This window comes from Streptomyces sp. R44 (assembly GCF_041053105.1).
GTDB lineage: Bacteria > Actinomycetota > Actinomycetes > Streptomycetales > Streptomycetaceae > Streptomyces.
In genome coordinates this window covers 4876261-4890986 of sequence record NZ_CP163444.1, presented here as the reverse complement: position 1 = coordinate 4890986, position 14726 = coordinate 4876261, and the positions used below count along the sequence as shown (strand labels likewise).

Below are 14726 nucleotides of genomic sequence, written 5' to 3'. Positions count from 1 at the left end.
ATGACCGCACTCATCACCCGCGAGGAACTGGCAGCGGCGATCAAGGCCGAGGCCGTGACCGTCCTCGACACGCTCGGCGGCGAGTACTACGCCCAGCAGCACCTCCCGGGCGCCCTGGCGCTGCCCCCGGCCGACGTCGACACCCGCGCGACCACGCTGCTCCCCGACCGCGACGCCGCGATCGTCACGTACTGCTCCAACCCGGCGTGCCCCAACAGCGGCCAGGTCGCCGACCGGCTCACCCAGCTCGGCTACACCGACGTCCGCAAGTACCGCGAGGGCATCCAGGACTGGGTCGAGGCCGGCCTCCCGACCGAATCCGCCTGACGCCCACCACAGAGGGCGAGGACTCCACCCGGAGCCCTCGCCCTCTCCCCGCCCCGCCCGCAGACCCGAGTTACCCACAGAAACCACTCCCCCCCCCCCCCCCCCACGAGTGACCAGCGGGGCCTGAATCCCCACCAAAAAGCAACCGCAGCCCGCCGAGCCGACCCCAACCACCCCGTCCAACGGGCCGCGCACCCCGCGCACCCCGAGCACATCGGAAACGGCCCCACCCGCCCGGCCACGAACCCAGCCCCCACCCACCGGCCACCAGCCGCACACCCCCCCGGACACTGCCCGGGCCCCCGCGCGGCCCCGCCCCCGGCCGCCCTCCGAGTGTGAAAAGGCGGCCTCCGCCGCCGGGTCAAGGGTGGGCGCAGCCCATCGGCGAAGCCGACGTGCCCTTGACGCGGTGGTGGAGGCCGCCACACTCGGAAAGAGGGCGGCCGCACCAGAAGCCCTCGAAGCCGGGTGACCCGCTCCGGTCAGAAGACCCGGTCGTACGCGTTCCAGCAGGTCGGCCCGCCCGTCACCGGTGACGTCGGCGCCACCGGCGAGCCGGTCGCAGATGGAGGACGCCATCGCGGACGCCGTCGCCAAGAACACCGCCTGACCCGGTCTTACGCCCCCTCCCCCAAGCCCTCCTCCAAACCCTCCTCCAACCCCTCCGCCAGAAGCTCCGCCAAGTGCCGGGCCCGCCTGTCCGTCAGGTCCCCGATCTGGGTCCTGCACGAGAAGCCGTCCGCCAGGACCGTCGCGTCCCCGGCGGCCCGGAGCGCCGGGAGCAGCTGGTCCTCCGCGCAGGCCACCGACACCTCGTAATGGCCGGGTTCGAAGCCGAAGTTGCCCGCCAGGCCGCAGCAGCCGCCCGCCAGGTCGCCCGTGAGGCCCGCCTTCTCCCTCAGCCGACGGTCCGCCGCGTCGTCCAGGACCGCGTGCTGGTGGCAGTGGGTCTGGCCGGTGACCGGGCGGTCGAGGCGGGGCGGGGTCCAGTCGGGGGCGAGCTCTTCCAGGGCCTCCGCGAAGGTGCGTACGGAGGCCGCGAGGCGCGCGGCGCGCGGGTCGTCCGGCAGCAGTTCGGGCAGGTCGGTGCGGAGGGTGGCAGCGCAGGAGGGCTCCAGGACCACGATGGGGCTCGTACCTCCCGCCCCCATCACGTCCAACATCCTCCGCATCACCTTCCGCGCCGCCCCCAGCTGCCCCGTCGACACATACGTGAGGCCGCAGCAGACCCTCCCCGGCGGCAGCTCCACCCCGAGGCCCGCGTCCTCCAGGACCCGGACGGCCGCCTCGCCCACCTCCGGTGCCAGGTGGTTCGTGAAGGTGTCCGGCCACAGGGTGAGCGACGGCGCGCGGTTCGAGGCGCGTTCGCCGAACCAGTACACGAACGACCGCTCCGCCACCCTCGGCATCGTCCGCTCCGGCGTCACCCCCGCGAGCCGCGCCGCGAACGGCAGCCGCATCGCCGCGTTCAGCCCCCGCCCGAAGTGCGCCAGCCAGCCCGGGAGCCGGCCCATCGTCCAGTGCGAGCGCGGTCGCGCGAACGGCCGTCCCGCGTAGTGCCGGTCCAGGAACTCCGCCTTGTACGCCGCCATGTCGACGCCCACCGGGCAGTCGCTGCGGCAGCCCTTGCACGACAGGCACAGGTCGAGGGCCTCCCTCACCTCCTCCGAGCGCCAGCCGTCCGTGATCACCTCGCCCAGCGCCATCTCGTGCAGCAGCCGCGCCCGGCCCCGGGTGGAGTGCTTCTCCTCCCCCGTCGCCCGGTACGAGGGACACATCACCCCCGGGCCCGCGCTCGGCCCCGCCACCCGGCACTTCGCCACGCCCACGCAGCGGGCGGCGGCCCTCCCCACGTCCGCCCCCACGTCCACCCCCACCCCCACCACCACCACCGGCAGGCCCTCGAAGCGCAGTCCCTCGTCCAGTCGCCGCGGCCTCACCAGCATCCCCGGGTTCAGGCCCCCGTCCGGGTCCCACACGTCCTTGACCGCGCCGAAGAGGCCGACCAGCTCCTCCCCGTACATCCTCGGCAGCAGCTCGGCCCGCGCCTGACCGTCGCCGTGCTCCCCGGAGAGCGAGCCGCCGTGGGCGACCACGAGGTCGGCGACCGCCTCCGAGAAGCGGCGGAAGTCCCGTACGCCCTTCCCCGTCCACAGGTCGAAATCGATGCGGACGTGGACGCAGCCGTCGCCGAAGTGCCCGTACGGGACGCCCCTGAGGCCGAAATCCGCCAGCAGGGACCGGAATTCCCTCAGATACGCGCCCAGCCGGGCCGGCGGCACCGCGCAGTCCTCCCACCCGGGCCAGGCGTCCCCGCCCCCCGGCATCCGGGTCGCCGTCCCGGCCGCGTCCTCCCGGATCCGCCACAGCGCCCGCTGCCCGGCCGGCTCCCGCACCACGACCGCGTCCAGCGCGTCCGCCGCCCGGACCAGATCCGCGGCGGCCGGAGCACCGTCCGTCTCGCAGAACAGCCACGCCCTGCCGCGAGGCAGCCCCGAAGCCCCCCGTACGAGATCGGCCGCCATCCCCTCCACCGTCAGCGGCCCGTACCCGAGCAAGCCCGCCGCCGCGTCCGCCGCCGCGGTCTCGTCCGCGTACCCCAGGACCACGAGGACCGGCTCGGCGGGCAGCGGGACGAGCGACACCGTCGCCTCCGTCACCACGCCGAGGGTGCCCTCGCTGCCGCAGAAGGAGCGGGCCACGTCCACCCCCCGCTCGGGGAGCAGCGCGTCGAGGGCGTAGCCGGAGATCCGGCGCGGGAGGCCTTCCGGGTAGCCGGTCCGGAGGAGGGCGAGATGACGGTCGACGAGACGCAGAAGACCCGTCGGCGCGCCCTGTCCGCCCCGCCCCAGCGTCAACCTCTCACCCCGGTACGTCACCACTTCCAGCGAGCGCACGTTGTCCGCCGTGGTCCCCCAGGCGACCGAGTGCGCCCCGCAGGCGTTGTTGCCGATCATGCCGCCGAGGGTGCAGCGGCTGTGCGTGGAAGGGTCGGGGCCGAAGGTCAGGCCGTACGGGCGGGCCGCCGCCCGCAGCCGGTCCAGGACGAGGCCCGGCTGGACGACCGCCGTGCGCTCGGAAGGGTCGAGCGAGACGATCCCGCCCATGTGCCGTGTGAGGTCGAGCACGACGCCGGTGCCCGTCGCCTGGCCTCCGATCGAGGTCCCGGCGCCCCGCGCGACGACCGGGGTGGTGCCGTGCGCCCGGCAGACCTCCAGGACGGCGGCGACGTCGGCGGCGTCGCGCGGCGCGACCGTACCGGCCGGAACGCGGCGGTAGTTGGAGGCGTCCATCGTCGCCAGGGCCCTCGCGGTGACGGAGAAGTCGACCTCTCCGGCGACGGCCGCGCGCAGGTCGGAGGCCAGTGCGGACGGGTGTTCCTCGTGTGTTTCCACAAGGCCAGGATGTCTCAGTCCTCGTCTCATCGGGCGGACATCCGGCGACCGGGCCCGCCCCGACCCGATACTCTCCGCCTCGTGGCTGAGATCCAGATTCCCGCTGACATCAAGCCCGCCGACGGCCGTTTCGGCGCGGGCCCCTCCAAGGTGCGTACGGAGGCGCTGGACGCCCTGGCCGCCACCGGCACCTCCCTCCTCGGCACGTCCCACCGCCAGGCTCCGGTCAAGAACCTGGTCGGCGAGGTACGTGCCGGCATCTCCGACCTCTTCTCGCTGCCCGAGGGCTACGAGGTGATCCTGGGCAACGGCGGCTCCACCGCCTTCTGGGACGTCGCGACGCACGGTCTCATCGAGAACAAGTCGCAGCACCTCACCTTCGGCGAGTTCTCCTCCAAGTTCGCGAAGGCCGCCAAGCTGGCTCCCTGGCTTGCCGAGCCGACCGTGATCTCCTCCGACCCGGGCACCCACCCGGAGCCGGTGGCCGAGGCGGGCGTGGACGTCTACGCGTACACGCACAACGAGACCTCCACCGGTGTCGCCGCCCCGCTGAAGCGGGTCGCGGGCGCCGACGAGGGCGCGCTCGTCCTGGTCGACGCGACCTCCGGCGCGGGCGGTCTCCCGGTCGACATCACCGAGACGGACGTCTACTACTTCGCCCCGCAGAAGTCCTTCGCCGCCGAGGGCGGTCTGTGGCTCGCGGCCTTCTCCCCGGCCGCTCTGGAGCGGGCGCAGCGGATCCACGCGTCCGGCCGCCACATCCCGGAGTTCTTCTCGCTCCCGACGGCGATCGACAACTCGCTGAAGAACCAGACGTACAACACGCCGGCGCTCTCGACCCTCTTCCTGCTCAACGAGCAGCTGAAGTGGATCAACGGCCAGGGCGGTCTGGACTGGGCCGTGGCCCGGACGAAGGAGTCCTCGCAGGCGCTGTACGGCTGGGCGGAGGAGTCGAAGTACGCGACCCCGTTCGTCACCGACCCGGCGAAGCGCTCGCAGGTCATCGGCACGATCGACTTCGCGGACGAGGTCGACGCGGCGGCGGTCGCGAAGGTGCTGCGCGCCAACGGGATCGTGGACACCGAGCCGTACCGCAAGCTGGGCCGCAACCAGCTGCGCATCGCGATGTTCCCGGCGATCGACCCGGCGGACGTGCGGGCCCTGACGGCCTGCATCGACTACGTCATCGAGAAGCTCTGACCTCTGCGGTCGTACGGAGGGCCCGGCGTCGGACATGTCCGACGCCGGGCCCTTCGGCTGTCCCCTTATTTCTTGCGGAGCAGCCGCTTGACTTATTGCTTGCGGAGCAGCCGCTTGACGCCGACGACGAGGACGGTGGCTCCCGCCAGGACGAGGAAGCCGGTGGTGGCGCTCCCGCTCCCCGGGTCGTTCTTGTCGGCCGCTGCCGGGGACTTCGGTGTGCCGCCCGATGCCTCCGTCGGCTTGGGCTTCGCCGAAGGCCCTCCGGAGGTGCGGTCCACCCGCACCACGCGGCTGTTCCTGCCCTCCGAGCCGAACATGAAGGCCGAGCCGTCGGTCGTGTACGTCACCGATTCCGCCTGGCCCTGGAAGGGGGCCCCGACCGCCGTGCCCTCGTCGGCGAGGCGGCCGTCCTTCCACGCGTACTCCTTGGCGCTGAAGTAGCCGCGCAGGACGAGCCGGTCGCCGTCCGGGGAGAAGGCGCCGTCCGTCACCCAGGGGACGTCCCCGACGCGTCGGAAGACGTTGGTGCCGGAGGCGGAGAGGTGTTCGGGGCCGGCGTACAGGCCGCCGCCGTCCTCGTTCTTGCTCGCGATGTACACCCGGCCGGTCTTCGGATGGACCATCAGGGCTTCGGCGTTGCGGGCCCCGTCGGCGTACTTCACGACGTACTGCTGCGCGCGGACGGTCTGGTCCTTCAGCTGCTTCGGCTCGGGGAAGCGGTAGATCCAGACGTGGTCCCACGAGCCGTCGAGGTTGTCGCCGATGTCGCCGACGTAGAGGGCGCCGTCCGGGCCGACGGCGATCGCCTCCATGTCGCGGGGGGTGCCGACGCCGGCCATGGTCAGGGTGGCGACGGTCTTTCCCGTACGGGAGTCGATGCCGTAGATCAGGGGCGCGTCCTGGTCGTTGTGCGTCCAGTAGATCCCGGGGTGGGCCCGGCTCGCGGCGAGGCCGCTGGACTCGGTGATCCGGGAGTCCTCGATCGTGAAGTCCCGGTCGGGTTCCTGCCCTTCGGCACGGGCATGGCCGGCCGGGAGCAGCGCCAGGGCAGCGGCCGCGCCGAGGGCGCAGAGAGCAGATCGCATGGATCAAGCCTGCCACGACGGCACGGAAACCTTCTTGACCTGCTCCCAAGCCGCTGTCATGGTCGCGCCCATGCCTACTTTCCCCGCTCCCGACGGCACCCTCCTCGCGTACCACGCGTCCGGTTCCGGCGCCCCGCTCATCTGTCTGCCCGGCGGTCCCATGCAGGACTCGGTCTACCTCGGGGACCTGGGCGGGATCGCCGCCCACCGGACGCTGATCCGTCTGGACCTGCGGGGCACGGGCGCGTCGGAGGCACCGGAGGACCCGGACTCGTACCGCTGCGACCGGCTCGTCGAGGACGTGGAGGCGCTGCGGGTGCACCTCGGGCTCGACTCGGTCGACCTGCTCGGGCACTCGGCGGGCGCGAACCTGGCCGCGCTGTACGTGACCCGGTATCCGGAGCGGGTGGCGCGGCTGGTCCTCCTGACGCCGGGCACGGCGGCGGTCGGTCTGGAGACGTCCGGGGAGGAGCGGCTCGCGGCGGCGCGGCAGGCGTGGCGCGAGGAGGAGCCGTGGTTCGGCCCGGCGTACGCGGCGCTGGAGGAGCTCGCGGCGGGGCGTGGTTCGGCGGAGACGTTCCAGGCGGTGGCGCCGTTCTTCCACGGGACCTGGGACGAGGCGGCGCGGGAGCGGCACGCCGACGGTCACCGGCGGCGGAACGGGGAGGCCGCGGGGGTCTACGCGAGCGAGGGTGCCTTCGAACCGGCGGCCACGCGCGCGGTGTTCGCGGAGTTCGACCGTCCGGTGCTCGTCGTGGCCGGGGAGGGCGACGCCAACACCCCCGTGCCGACGGCCACCGCGTACGCGGAGCTGTTCCCGAAGGCGGAGCTCGCGGTCCTGGCGGGGGCGGGGCACTTCCCGTGGCACGACGACGCGGCGGGGCTCGTGGCGGCGGTCGACGGCTTCCTGGCCGCCTGAAGGGGCCCGTGGAAGGGGCCCGTAGAAGGGGCCCGTAGAAGGGGTCCGTGTCCCGGATCACGTCGCAGCTCCGGGACACGGTCCGCGATGATGTGACCATGCGTTTTCTGTTCGTCGGCGACAGCATGACCATCGGACGCGCCGGCGACTGGACCTGGCGTTACCGCATGTGGGAGCACCTGGAGGCGACGCTCCCCGGTGGGTACGAGATCGTCGGCCCGCGCTCCGGTCTGTACGACCCCGCCGCCGACGCCCCGGCCTCGGAGGCGTACCCCGATCCGGCGTTCCCCGCCGCCGCCCGGCGTCATCTGGCCGGGTGGGGCGAGGGCTGGCTGCACATGGCGCCGGTGATCGGCGGGACGGTCGCGGCGACGGGGGCGGACGTCCTGCTGATCTCGCTGGGTCTGATCGACCTGGGTTTCTACACGAACAGCGACCAGACGGAGGAGAACGTCCGGGCGTTCGTGGCGGCGGCCCGGGCCGCGAACCCCCGCGTCCGGGCGGTCCTCCTGCCGGTCATCCCGAACGTCCGCGCCGGGTACGACGCCGACTTCGCCGCGGAGTGCGCCCGCTTCAACGAGCTCCTCGCGAAGGCGGTCGCCGACCTGGACACGGCGGCCTCGCCGCTGCTCCTGGCGACGGTTCCGGAGTCGTACGACCTCCGGGTGGACACGTACGACGGGACGCACCCCGGCCCGAGCGGCGAGCGCAAGCTGGCCGCCGCGTTCGCCGACGCGATGCACCAGGCGTGGGGCCTGGGCGGCCGGTACGCCGGCTGAGGGGTCAGGCGGCCCGCGTGAGGCGGTTCGCGAAGGTCGACACCGTGTACGTACCGATGCCGAGGACGACCTCCAGGGCGTTGCGGCGGGTGTAGCCGGCCTTCTCGAAGTCGGCGAGGTCCTCGTCGCCGACGGCGCCGGAGGAGGCGAGGACGCGGAGGGTGAACGTCCTTACGGCGGCGAGGCGTTCGGCGTCGGGGGCCGGGCCGAGGGCGGCCATCTTCGCTTCGTGCATGTCGACGCAGAGGTGACACTGGTTGCGTTCGGCGACGGTCAGGATGACCGTCTCGCGGGAGTGCGGGTCGAGGGTGGTGGACTCGAAGACCGCGCTGAGCTTGAGGAAGCCGTCGAGGGTCTCCGGGGACTCCTTGAGGAGGGCGACGGCGGCGGCGGTGCGGGCGGACATGTCGACGGGTGCGGACAAGGCGGTTCCCCCTGGCTAGAATGGACAACATGGTTGACCATGTCGCTGGAGAAAACGTAAACCAGGTTGTCGATAAGGGCAAGGGGGTACCCGTACGGGACACCCCCGGATACGAGCTGCCCCTGCTCCTCTTCGGCGGCTTCCGCACCCTTATCGACCGGCTCCACGCCCGCCTCGCCGAGGAGGGCCACCCCGACATGCGCCCGGCCCACGGCTTCGCCATGCAGGCCATCGGCGTCCACGGCGCCACCGCCAGCGACATCGGCCGGCGCCTCGGCGTCTCCAAGCAGGCCGCCGGCAAGACCGTCGACCGCCTGCTCGCCGTCGGCTACGCCGAGCGCGCCGACGACCCCGCCGACGCGCGCCGCAAACTGGTCCGGCTCACCCCGCGCGGATACGACGCCCTCGCCCGCTCCGCCGCGATCTTCGACGACCTGCGGGCGGAATGGGCCGCCACCCTCGGCACGGACCGCGTCCGCGACATGGAGGCGGCCCTGCGGAACGTCGTCCCCGCGGAGACGGCGTTCCGCCTGGACGCCACCAGCTGGCTGGGAACCCCTTAGGAAGAGGTCACGTCACCAGGCGAAGGCCTCCGGAGACGGGCCCGGACCCGGGAAGATCTCGTCGAGGCCGGCCAGCACCTCCTCGCTCAGCTCCAGCTCCAGCGCACGCAGCGCGCCCGCCAGCTGGTCCGGGGTGCGGGGGCCGACGATCGGGCCCGTGACGCCGGGGCGGGTCAGCAGCCAGGCGAGGGCCGTCTCGCCCGGCTGGAGGCCGTGCTTGTCGAGCAGGTCCTCGTAGGCCTGGAGCTGGGCCCGGACGGCCGGGTCGGCCAGGGTGGCCGCCGCGCGGCCCTCCGTACGCCGCTTGCCCTCGGTCTCCTTCTTCAGGACGCCGCCGAGCAGACCGCCGTGCAGCGGCGACCAGGGGATGACGCCGAGGCCGTACTCCTGCGCGGCCGGGATCACCTCCATCTCGGCGCGCCGCTCGAAGAGGTTGTAGAGGCACTGCTCGCTGACGAGCCCGACCGAGCCGCGCCGGGCGGCGGCCTCGTTGGCCTGGGCGATCTTGTAGCCGGGGAAGTTCGAGGAGCCCGCGTAGAGCACCTTGCCCTGCTGGATGAGGACGTCGACGGCCTGCCAGATCTCCTCGAAGGGCGTGGCCCGGTCGATGTGGTGGAACTGGTAGACGTCGATGTAGTCGGTGCCGAGCCGCTTCAGGCTGGCCTCCACGGCGCGGCGGATGTTGAGCGCCGAGAGCTTGTCGTGGTTGGGCCAGGCCTCGCCGTCGGGGCCCATGTTCCCGTACACCTTGGTGGCGAGGACCGTGCGGTCACGGCGTCCGTCGCCCTGGGCGAACCAGGAGCCGATGATCGACTCCGTACGCCCCTTGTTCTCCGCCCACCCGTACACATTGGCCGTGTCGAAGAAGTTGAGCCCCGCGTCGAGGGCGGTGTCCATGATGGCGTGACTGGTGGCTTCGTCCGTCTGCGGTCCGAAGTTCATCGTCCCGAGGACGAGTCGGCTGACCTTGAGTCCGGTGCGTCCGAGCTGCGTGTACTCCATGGACGTCAAGCCAACTGCTTCGAGCGCACTCGAAGCAAGGCCCTTCCCACGGCATGGGCAGGGAAGGGTACGAGGGGGTACGGGGGGCTACTGGCCGGCCAGCGAGGCCACCGCGATGATCGCGAACATCAGTACGAGCACGCCGGCCATGATCCGGTTACGGGTCTTCGGGTCCACCCGACGAGGTTAACCCGAGTGCCCCTCGCGCCCCTCAAGGGGCCAGGCGCCGACCGTCTCGTACCGGGGCTGCGCGCCCGGCACCCCGCCCCCCGGCAGGTTCGACCGCACGAGCGCCAGCTCGGTCACCGGCCACCGCGCCCCCTCGAACCCGCCGAGCTCGTCCACGAACGAACCGAGCGCCACCCCGTCCCCCCGCGCCCGGCCGACGGTCAGGTGCGCCTGGTAGCGGCGGTGCTCGTCCATCGCCACCCCGGCCCGGCGCGCGGCGGCGTCGGACCGCTCGGCGAGGAGCCGCAGCGTGTCCAGATCCCCGGCGACCCCGGTCCACAGCGCCCGCCGCCCGAAATGCCCGCCGCCGTGCAGCCGCAGCGAGAACGGCGGCGTCCGGTGCGCGGCCCGCTCAAGACGCACCCGCAGCTCGGGCAGCAGCTCCTCCTCGACCTCCCCCATGAAGGCGAGGGTGAGGTGCCAGCCGGGCCGCGCGGTCCAGCGGAGCCGGTCCGCCCCGGGCAGCCGACGGAGCCGGCCGACCACGTGTCCGAGCTCGTCGAGCCGCTCCGGCGGGGGCACGACGGCGGCGAAGAGCCTCATGACAGAAGTCTGGCACCGACTAACGTCTCCGGCATGAAGATCAGGAAGGGCGGGGCGGAGGACCTCCCCGCGATACTCGCGATACTCGACAGCGCCGTGGTGTGGCTCAACGACAAGGGGATCACCGCCCAGTGGGGCACGGAGTCCTTCTCCGGGCGGCCGAAGGCGGTGGAGCAGGTCGAGCGGACGATGTCCGAGGGCGATCCGTGGATCGTCGAGATCGACGGCGTACCGGCGGGCACGATGACGCTGACCCCGCACCCCGGCCAGTACATCGCCCCGGCGGACGAGCCCGAGGTGTACGTCCGCCTCCTGGCGACGGACGCCCGCTTCCACGGCCACGGGGTGGGAGCGGCGCTCCTGGCCCACGCGGAGGCGGAGACCCGCCGCCAGGGCGTGTCGCTCCTCCGCGTGGACTGCTTCGCGGGCAGCGAGGGCCGCCTGATCGAGTACTACGAGGGCCGGGGCTTCACCCGCACGGAACCGTTCCAGGTGGGCGACTGGCCGGGCCAGGTGCTGGAACGGCGGTTCTGAGGGGCGACGGGACACGGGGCGCCGGGGCGCCGGAAGCGCCCCGCATCAGTGACCCCGCACCCCGCACCCCGCACCCCGCACCGTCAGGCGGCCGTCGCCAGCCGCTCCCGCGCCACGAACCGCACCTGCGGGTGCCCGTGGTGCCAGCCCATCGCGACCTTGAGTCCGCCGACCCGGGCGAGCACCAGGCCCACCATGACCGCCGCCGCGAGCGAGATCACGCCGCCCGTGGCGAAGCCGACGCGCGCGCCGTACGTGTCGGTGACCCAGCCGAGGAGCGGGGCCCCGATCGGCGTACCGCCGGCGAAGACCATCATGTAGAGGCTCATGACCCGCCCCCGCATGGCGGGGTCGGTGGCCATCTGGACGGCCGAGTTCGCGGTGATGTTCACCGTGAGGCCGATCATGCCGATCGGCACGAGCAGCAGCGCGAACACCCAGAAGGCCGGCGACAGGGCCGCCGCGATCTCCAGGACGCCGAAGACGGCCGCCGCGATCACCAGCATCCTCAGCCGCGTGGAGCCGCGGCGGGCGGCGGCGAGGGCGCCCACGAGGGAGCCGGCGGCCATCAGGGTGTTGAGGAGGCCGTACGAACCGGCGCCGACGTGGAAGACGTCGCCGGAGAAGGCGGTGAGCCAGATCGGGAAGTTGAAACCGAAGGTCCCGACGAAGCCGACCAGCACGATCGGCCAGATCAGGTCCGGCCGGCCCGCCACGTACCGCAGTCCTTCCCGTAGCTGCCCCTTGCCGCGCGGGACGCGCTCCACCGGGTGGAACTCGGCGGGCCGCATCAGGAGCAGGCCGGTGATGGGCCCGAGGAAGAAGAGCCCGTTGAGGAGGAAGGCCCAGCCGCTGCCGACCCCGGCGATGAGGACACCGGCGACGGCGGGTCCGATGAGCCGCGCGGACTGGAAGTTCGCGGAGTTCAGGGAGACGGCGTTGCGGAGCTGCTTCGGGCCGACCATCTCGGAGACGAAGGTCTGCCGGGCCGGGTTGTCGACGACCGTCACCATGCCGAGGAGGAAGGCGATCAGGTAGACGTGCCAGACCTGGATGGAGCCGGAGAGGGTGAGGGCGGCGAGCGCGAGCCCGCACAGGCCGAGGGCCGCCTGGCTGACGAGGAGCAGGCGTCGCTTCGGGTAGCGGTCGGCGATGACACCGCCGTACAGCCCGAAGAGCAGCATCGGCAGGAACTGCAGGGCCGTCGTGATGCCGACGGCGGCGGCCGAGCCGGTGAGGCTCAGGACCAGCCAGTCCTGGGTGATCCGCGCCATCCAGGTACCGGTGTTGGAGACGATGGCTCCGGTGAAGAACAGCCGGTAGTTGCGGATGCGGAGCGAGGAGAAGGTTTCCCCCCGCCCACGGGTCTTGAGGGTGGGTTTATGGACGGGTGCGGAGTCTGCTCCGGGTCCCGTACTCAAAGTGCGTCGCCTCCTTGGCGCCTCGGTCAAAGGTGGGCGAGCTTCTCCAGGACCGGGGCGGCCGCGCGCAGCTTCGCCCATTCGTCCTCGTCCAGGCCTTCGGCGAGGGAGGCCAGCCAGGCGTTCCGCTTGCGGCGGGACTCTTCGAGCATGGCTTCGGCCTGCTCGGTCTGGCTGACCACCTTCTGCCGGCGGTCGTCGGGGTGCGGCTCGAGCCGGACCAGTCCCTTGGCTTCGAGCAGCGCGACGATGCGGGTCATCGACGGCGGCTGGACGTGCTCCTTGCGGGCCAGCTCACCGGGGGTGGCGGAGCCGCAGAGCGACAGGGTGCCGAGCACCGACATCTCGGTGGGGCTCAGCGACTCGTCGACGCGCTGGTGCTTGAGGCGTCGGCCCAGTCGCATGACGGAGGAGCGGAGCGCGTTCACGGCCGCGGCGTCGTCGGCGGTGCCGTGGGACAGATCTGGCATGTTCGTTAGCCTAACTCATTACTCTGTCTAAATACCAACGGGAGGGGTCGGACGTCACACGCATCACACCCACAACTCCCGCGCGCGGCGACAGCACGGCACACGCCAGATCACGCTTCGGCATCCATGTATCACCCAAATGAGTGAGTCGGATCCGGAAAGTGACGCAAAGGGGCCCCGGCTGCCCCGACCCTGAACGGCATGGGATCGACAGTGCTCAGCCTGCGCATCGACGGTGAGCTGCTCGACCGGCTCAGGAGTCACGCCGCGAAAAGAGGAATGAGCGTCCAGGACTATGTGGCCCGGACGCTCATTCGCGAGGACTTCGACGAGCGGTTCAAGACCGCCGTCGACGAGACGGAGAAGTTCTACGGGGCGTCCGACGCGCCCGGGGATCAGGTCAGGCCGAGCGCCGGCATCGCGTAGTAGAAGACGAAGACCGCCGACACGACGTACATGGCCACCGGGACCTCACGGCCCCGGCCGGCCGCGAGGCGCAGCACGGTGAAGGCGATGAAGCCGATGCCGATGCCGTTCGTGATCGAGTAGGTGAACGGCATCATCACCATGGCCAGGAACGCCGGCACCGCGATGGTGAAGTCGCTCCAGTCGATGTCCTTGACCGACCCGGCCAGGATCAGGAAGCCCACCGCGAGCAGCGCGGGGGTCGCGGCCTGCGACGGCACCATGGTCGCGAGCGGCGTGAGGAACAGCGCCACGGAGAACAGCGCGCCGGTCACGACCGAGGCGAGACCGGTGCGGGCACCCTCGCCGACGCCTGCCGTGGACTCCACGAAGCAGGTGGTGGCGGAGGACGAGGTCGCGCCGCCGGAGGCGACGGCGAGGCCGTCGACGAGCAGCACCTTGTTGATGCCGGGGAAGTTGCCGTCCTTGTCGATCAGCTTGGCCTCGTCGCCGACGCCGAGGATCGTGCCCATGGCGTCGAAGAAGCAGGACAGCAGCACGGTGAAGACGAAGAGGACGCCCGTCAGGAGGCCGACCTTGCCGAAGCCGCCGAAGAGGCTGACCTGGCCGACGAGACCGAAGTCGGGCGAGGCGACCGGGTTGCCGGGCCACTCGGGGGTGGTGAGGCCCCAGGAGGGGACGGTCGCGACCGCGTTGATCACCATGGCCACGATCGTCATGACGACGATCGAGATGAGGATCGCGCCGGACACCTTGCGGATGATCAGCGCGAGGGTGAGCAGCGTGCCCAGGATGAAGACGAGGACCGGCCAGCCGGTGAGGTGGCCGTCGCCGCCGAGCTGGAGCGGGACGGTGGTGTGCGCGGCGTCGGGGATGCGGGAGACGAAGCCCGAGTCGACGAGGCCGATCAGCATGATGAAGAGGCCGATGCCGATGGCGATGCCCTTGCGGAGGCCGACCGGGACGGCGTTCATGACGCGCTCGCGCAGCCCGGTGGCGACGAGCAGCATGACGACGATGCCGGCGAGGACGACCATGCCCATGGCGTCGGGCCAGGACATCTTCGGCGCGAGCTGGAGGGCGACGACCGTGTTCACGCCGAGTCCGGCGGCCAGGGCGATCGGGACGTTGCCGATGACACCCATGAGGAGGGTCGTGAACGCCGCCGTGAGGACGGTTGCGGTGACGAGCTGACCGCTGTCGAGCTGGTGCCCGTACATGTCCTTGGCGCTGCCGAGGATGATCGGGTTCAGCACGATGATGTACGCCATCGCGAAGAAGGTGGCGAAGCCGCCGCGGATCTCGCGGGCGACGGTCGAGCCGCGCTCGGAGATCTTGAAGTAGCGGTCGAGACCGGAGACGGGGCCCGCGGGGAGCTGGTCTTCCGGTGACGGGGGCATGGCCTTG

Annotated in this window: 15 protein-coding genes; 7 read left to right on the top strand and 8 right to left on the bottom strand. The window is 72.0% G+C overall.

The genetic code is table 11. The features are described 5' to 3' along the window. Positions 1 to 327 carry a rhodanese-like domain-containing protein gene (locus AB5J54_RS22835; RefSeq protein ID WP_369145762.1) on the top strand — a complete coding sequence of 109 codons (327 nt, stop codon included), beginning with the start codon at positions 1 to 3 and terminating at the stop codon, positions 325 to 327. A gap of 617 nt (positions 328 to 944) precedes the next feature. Here AB5J54_RS22835 and AB5J54_RS22830 read toward each other — a convergent pair. After that, the gene (locus AB5J54_RS22830; protein WP_369145761.1) at positions 945 to 3752 is read right to left on the bottom strand and encodes an FAD-binding and (Fe-S)-binding domain-containing protein; all 2808 of its coding nucleotides are present in this window, start codon (positions 3750 to 3752) and stop codon (positions 945 to 947) included. Positions 3753 to 3803: 51 nt separating this feature from the next. Between AB5J54_RS22830 and serC the strand changes: the two genes are divergently transcribed. Beyond that, positions 3804 to 4922: a phosphoserine transaminase gene (gene serC / locus AB5J54_RS22825; protein WP_369145760.1), complete on the top strand. Its 1119-nt coding sequence runs from the start codon at positions 3804 to 3806 to the stop codon at positions 4920 to 4922. Positions 4923 to 5014: 92 nt separating this feature from the next. On the opposite strand, the gene AB5J54_RS22820 is transcribed toward serC, so the two are convergent. Beyond that, positions 5015 to 6010: a WD40 repeat domain-containing protein gene (locus AB5J54_RS22820; protein WP_369145759.1), complete on the bottom strand. Its 996-nt coding sequence runs from the start codon at positions 6008 to 6010 to the stop codon at positions 5015 to 5017. A 70-nt stretch (positions 6011 to 6080) separates the two neighbouring features. Between AB5J54_RS22820 and AB5J54_RS22815 the strand changes: the two genes are divergently transcribed. Continuing rightward, positions 6081 to 6929: an alpha/beta fold hydrolase gene (locus AB5J54_RS22815; RefSeq protein WP_369145758.1), complete on the top strand. Its 849-nt coding sequence runs from the start codon at positions 6081 to 6083 to the stop codon at positions 6927 to 6929. Between the two features lie 98 nt (positions 6930 to 7027). After that, on the top strand, positions 7028 to 7708 hold the full coding sequence (locus AB5J54_RS22810) for a GDSL-type esterase/lipase family protein (RefSeq protein WP_369145757.1): 681 nt from the start codon (positions 7028 to 7030) through the stop codon (positions 7706 to 7708). 4 nt (positions 7709 to 7712) lie between these two features. Here the strand turns inward: AB5J54_RS22810 and AB5J54_RS22805 are convergent, their stop codons facing one another. Continuing rightward, complete coding sequence (locus AB5J54_RS22805; protein ID WP_369149428.1) at positions 7713 to 8114, bottom strand: carboxymuconolactone decarboxylase family protein; 402 nt, start codon at positions 8112 to 8114, stop codon at positions 7713 to 7715. 47 nt (positions 8115 to 8161) lie between these two features. Between AB5J54_RS22805 and AB5J54_RS22800 the strand changes: the two genes are divergently transcribed. Beyond that, positions 8162 to 8695 carry a MarR family winged helix-turn-helix transcriptional regulator gene (locus AB5J54_RS22800; RefSeq protein ID WP_369145756.1) on the top strand — a complete coding sequence of 178 codons (534 nt, stop codon included), beginning with the start codon at positions 8162 to 8164 and terminating at the stop codon, positions 8693 to 8695. 12 nt (positions 8696 to 8707) lie between these two features. Here AB5J54_RS22800 and AB5J54_RS22795 read toward each other — a convergent pair whose 3' ends face one another. Together AB5J54_RS22795 and thpR are read right to left on the bottom strand one after the other, a co-directional pair. Next, positions 8708 to 9697 (bottom strand): aldo/keto reductase, encoded by a 990-nt coding sequence (locus AB5J54_RS22795; protein ID WP_369145755.1) that lies wholly within the window; start codon positions 9695 to 9697, stop codon positions 8708 to 8710. A gap of 186 nt (positions 9698 to 9883) precedes the next feature. Beyond that, positions 9884 to 10468, bottom strand: coding sequence for an RNA 2',3'-cyclic phosphodiesterase (gene thpR, locus AB5J54_RS22790; RefSeq protein ID WP_369145754.1), 585 nt, complete (start codon positions 10466 to 10468; stop codon positions 9884 to 9886). Between the two features lie 33 nt (positions 10469 to 10501). On the opposite strand from thpR, the gene AB5J54_RS22785 reads away from it, so the two are divergent. After that, positions 10502 to 11002: a GNAT family N-acetyltransferase gene (locus AB5J54_RS22785; RefSeq protein ID WP_369145753.1), complete on the top strand. Its 501-nt coding sequence runs from the start codon at positions 10502 to 10504 to the stop codon at positions 11000 to 11002. Positions 11003 to 11085: 83 nt separating this feature from the next. On the opposite strand, the gene AB5J54_RS22780 is transcribed toward AB5J54_RS22785, so the two are convergent. Next, the gene (locus AB5J54_RS22780) at positions 11086 to 12423 is read right to left on the bottom strand and encodes an MFS transporter (RefSeq protein WP_369145752.1); all 1338 of its coding nucleotides are present in this window, start codon (positions 12421 to 12423) and stop codon (positions 11086 to 11088) included. 26 nt (positions 12424 to 12449) lie between these two features. Then, entirely contained in the window at positions 12450 to 12893 is a 444-nt protein-coding gene (locus tag AB5J54_RS22775) for a MarR family winged helix-turn-helix transcriptional regulator (protein WP_030693586.1), read from the bottom strand. A 201-nt stretch (positions 12894 to 13094) separates the two neighbouring features. Between AB5J54_RS22775 and AB5J54_RS22770 the strand changes: the two genes are divergently transcribed. Then, positions 13095 to 13319, top strand: a complete 225-nt coding sequence (locus AB5J54_RS22770) for a hypothetical protein (protein WP_369145751.1) — start codon at positions 13095 to 13097, stop codon at positions 13317 to 13319. Here the strand turns inward: AB5J54_RS22770 and AB5J54_RS22765 are convergent. Next, positions 13289 to 14719, bottom strand: coding sequence for an NCS2 family permease (locus AB5J54_RS22765; protein ID WP_369149427.1), 1431 nt, complete (start codon positions 14717 to 14719; stop codon positions 13289 to 13291). The genes AB5J54_RS22770 and AB5J54_RS22765 overlap by 31 nt on opposite strands. Between the last annotated feature and the right edge of the window lie 7 nt (positions 14720 to 14726).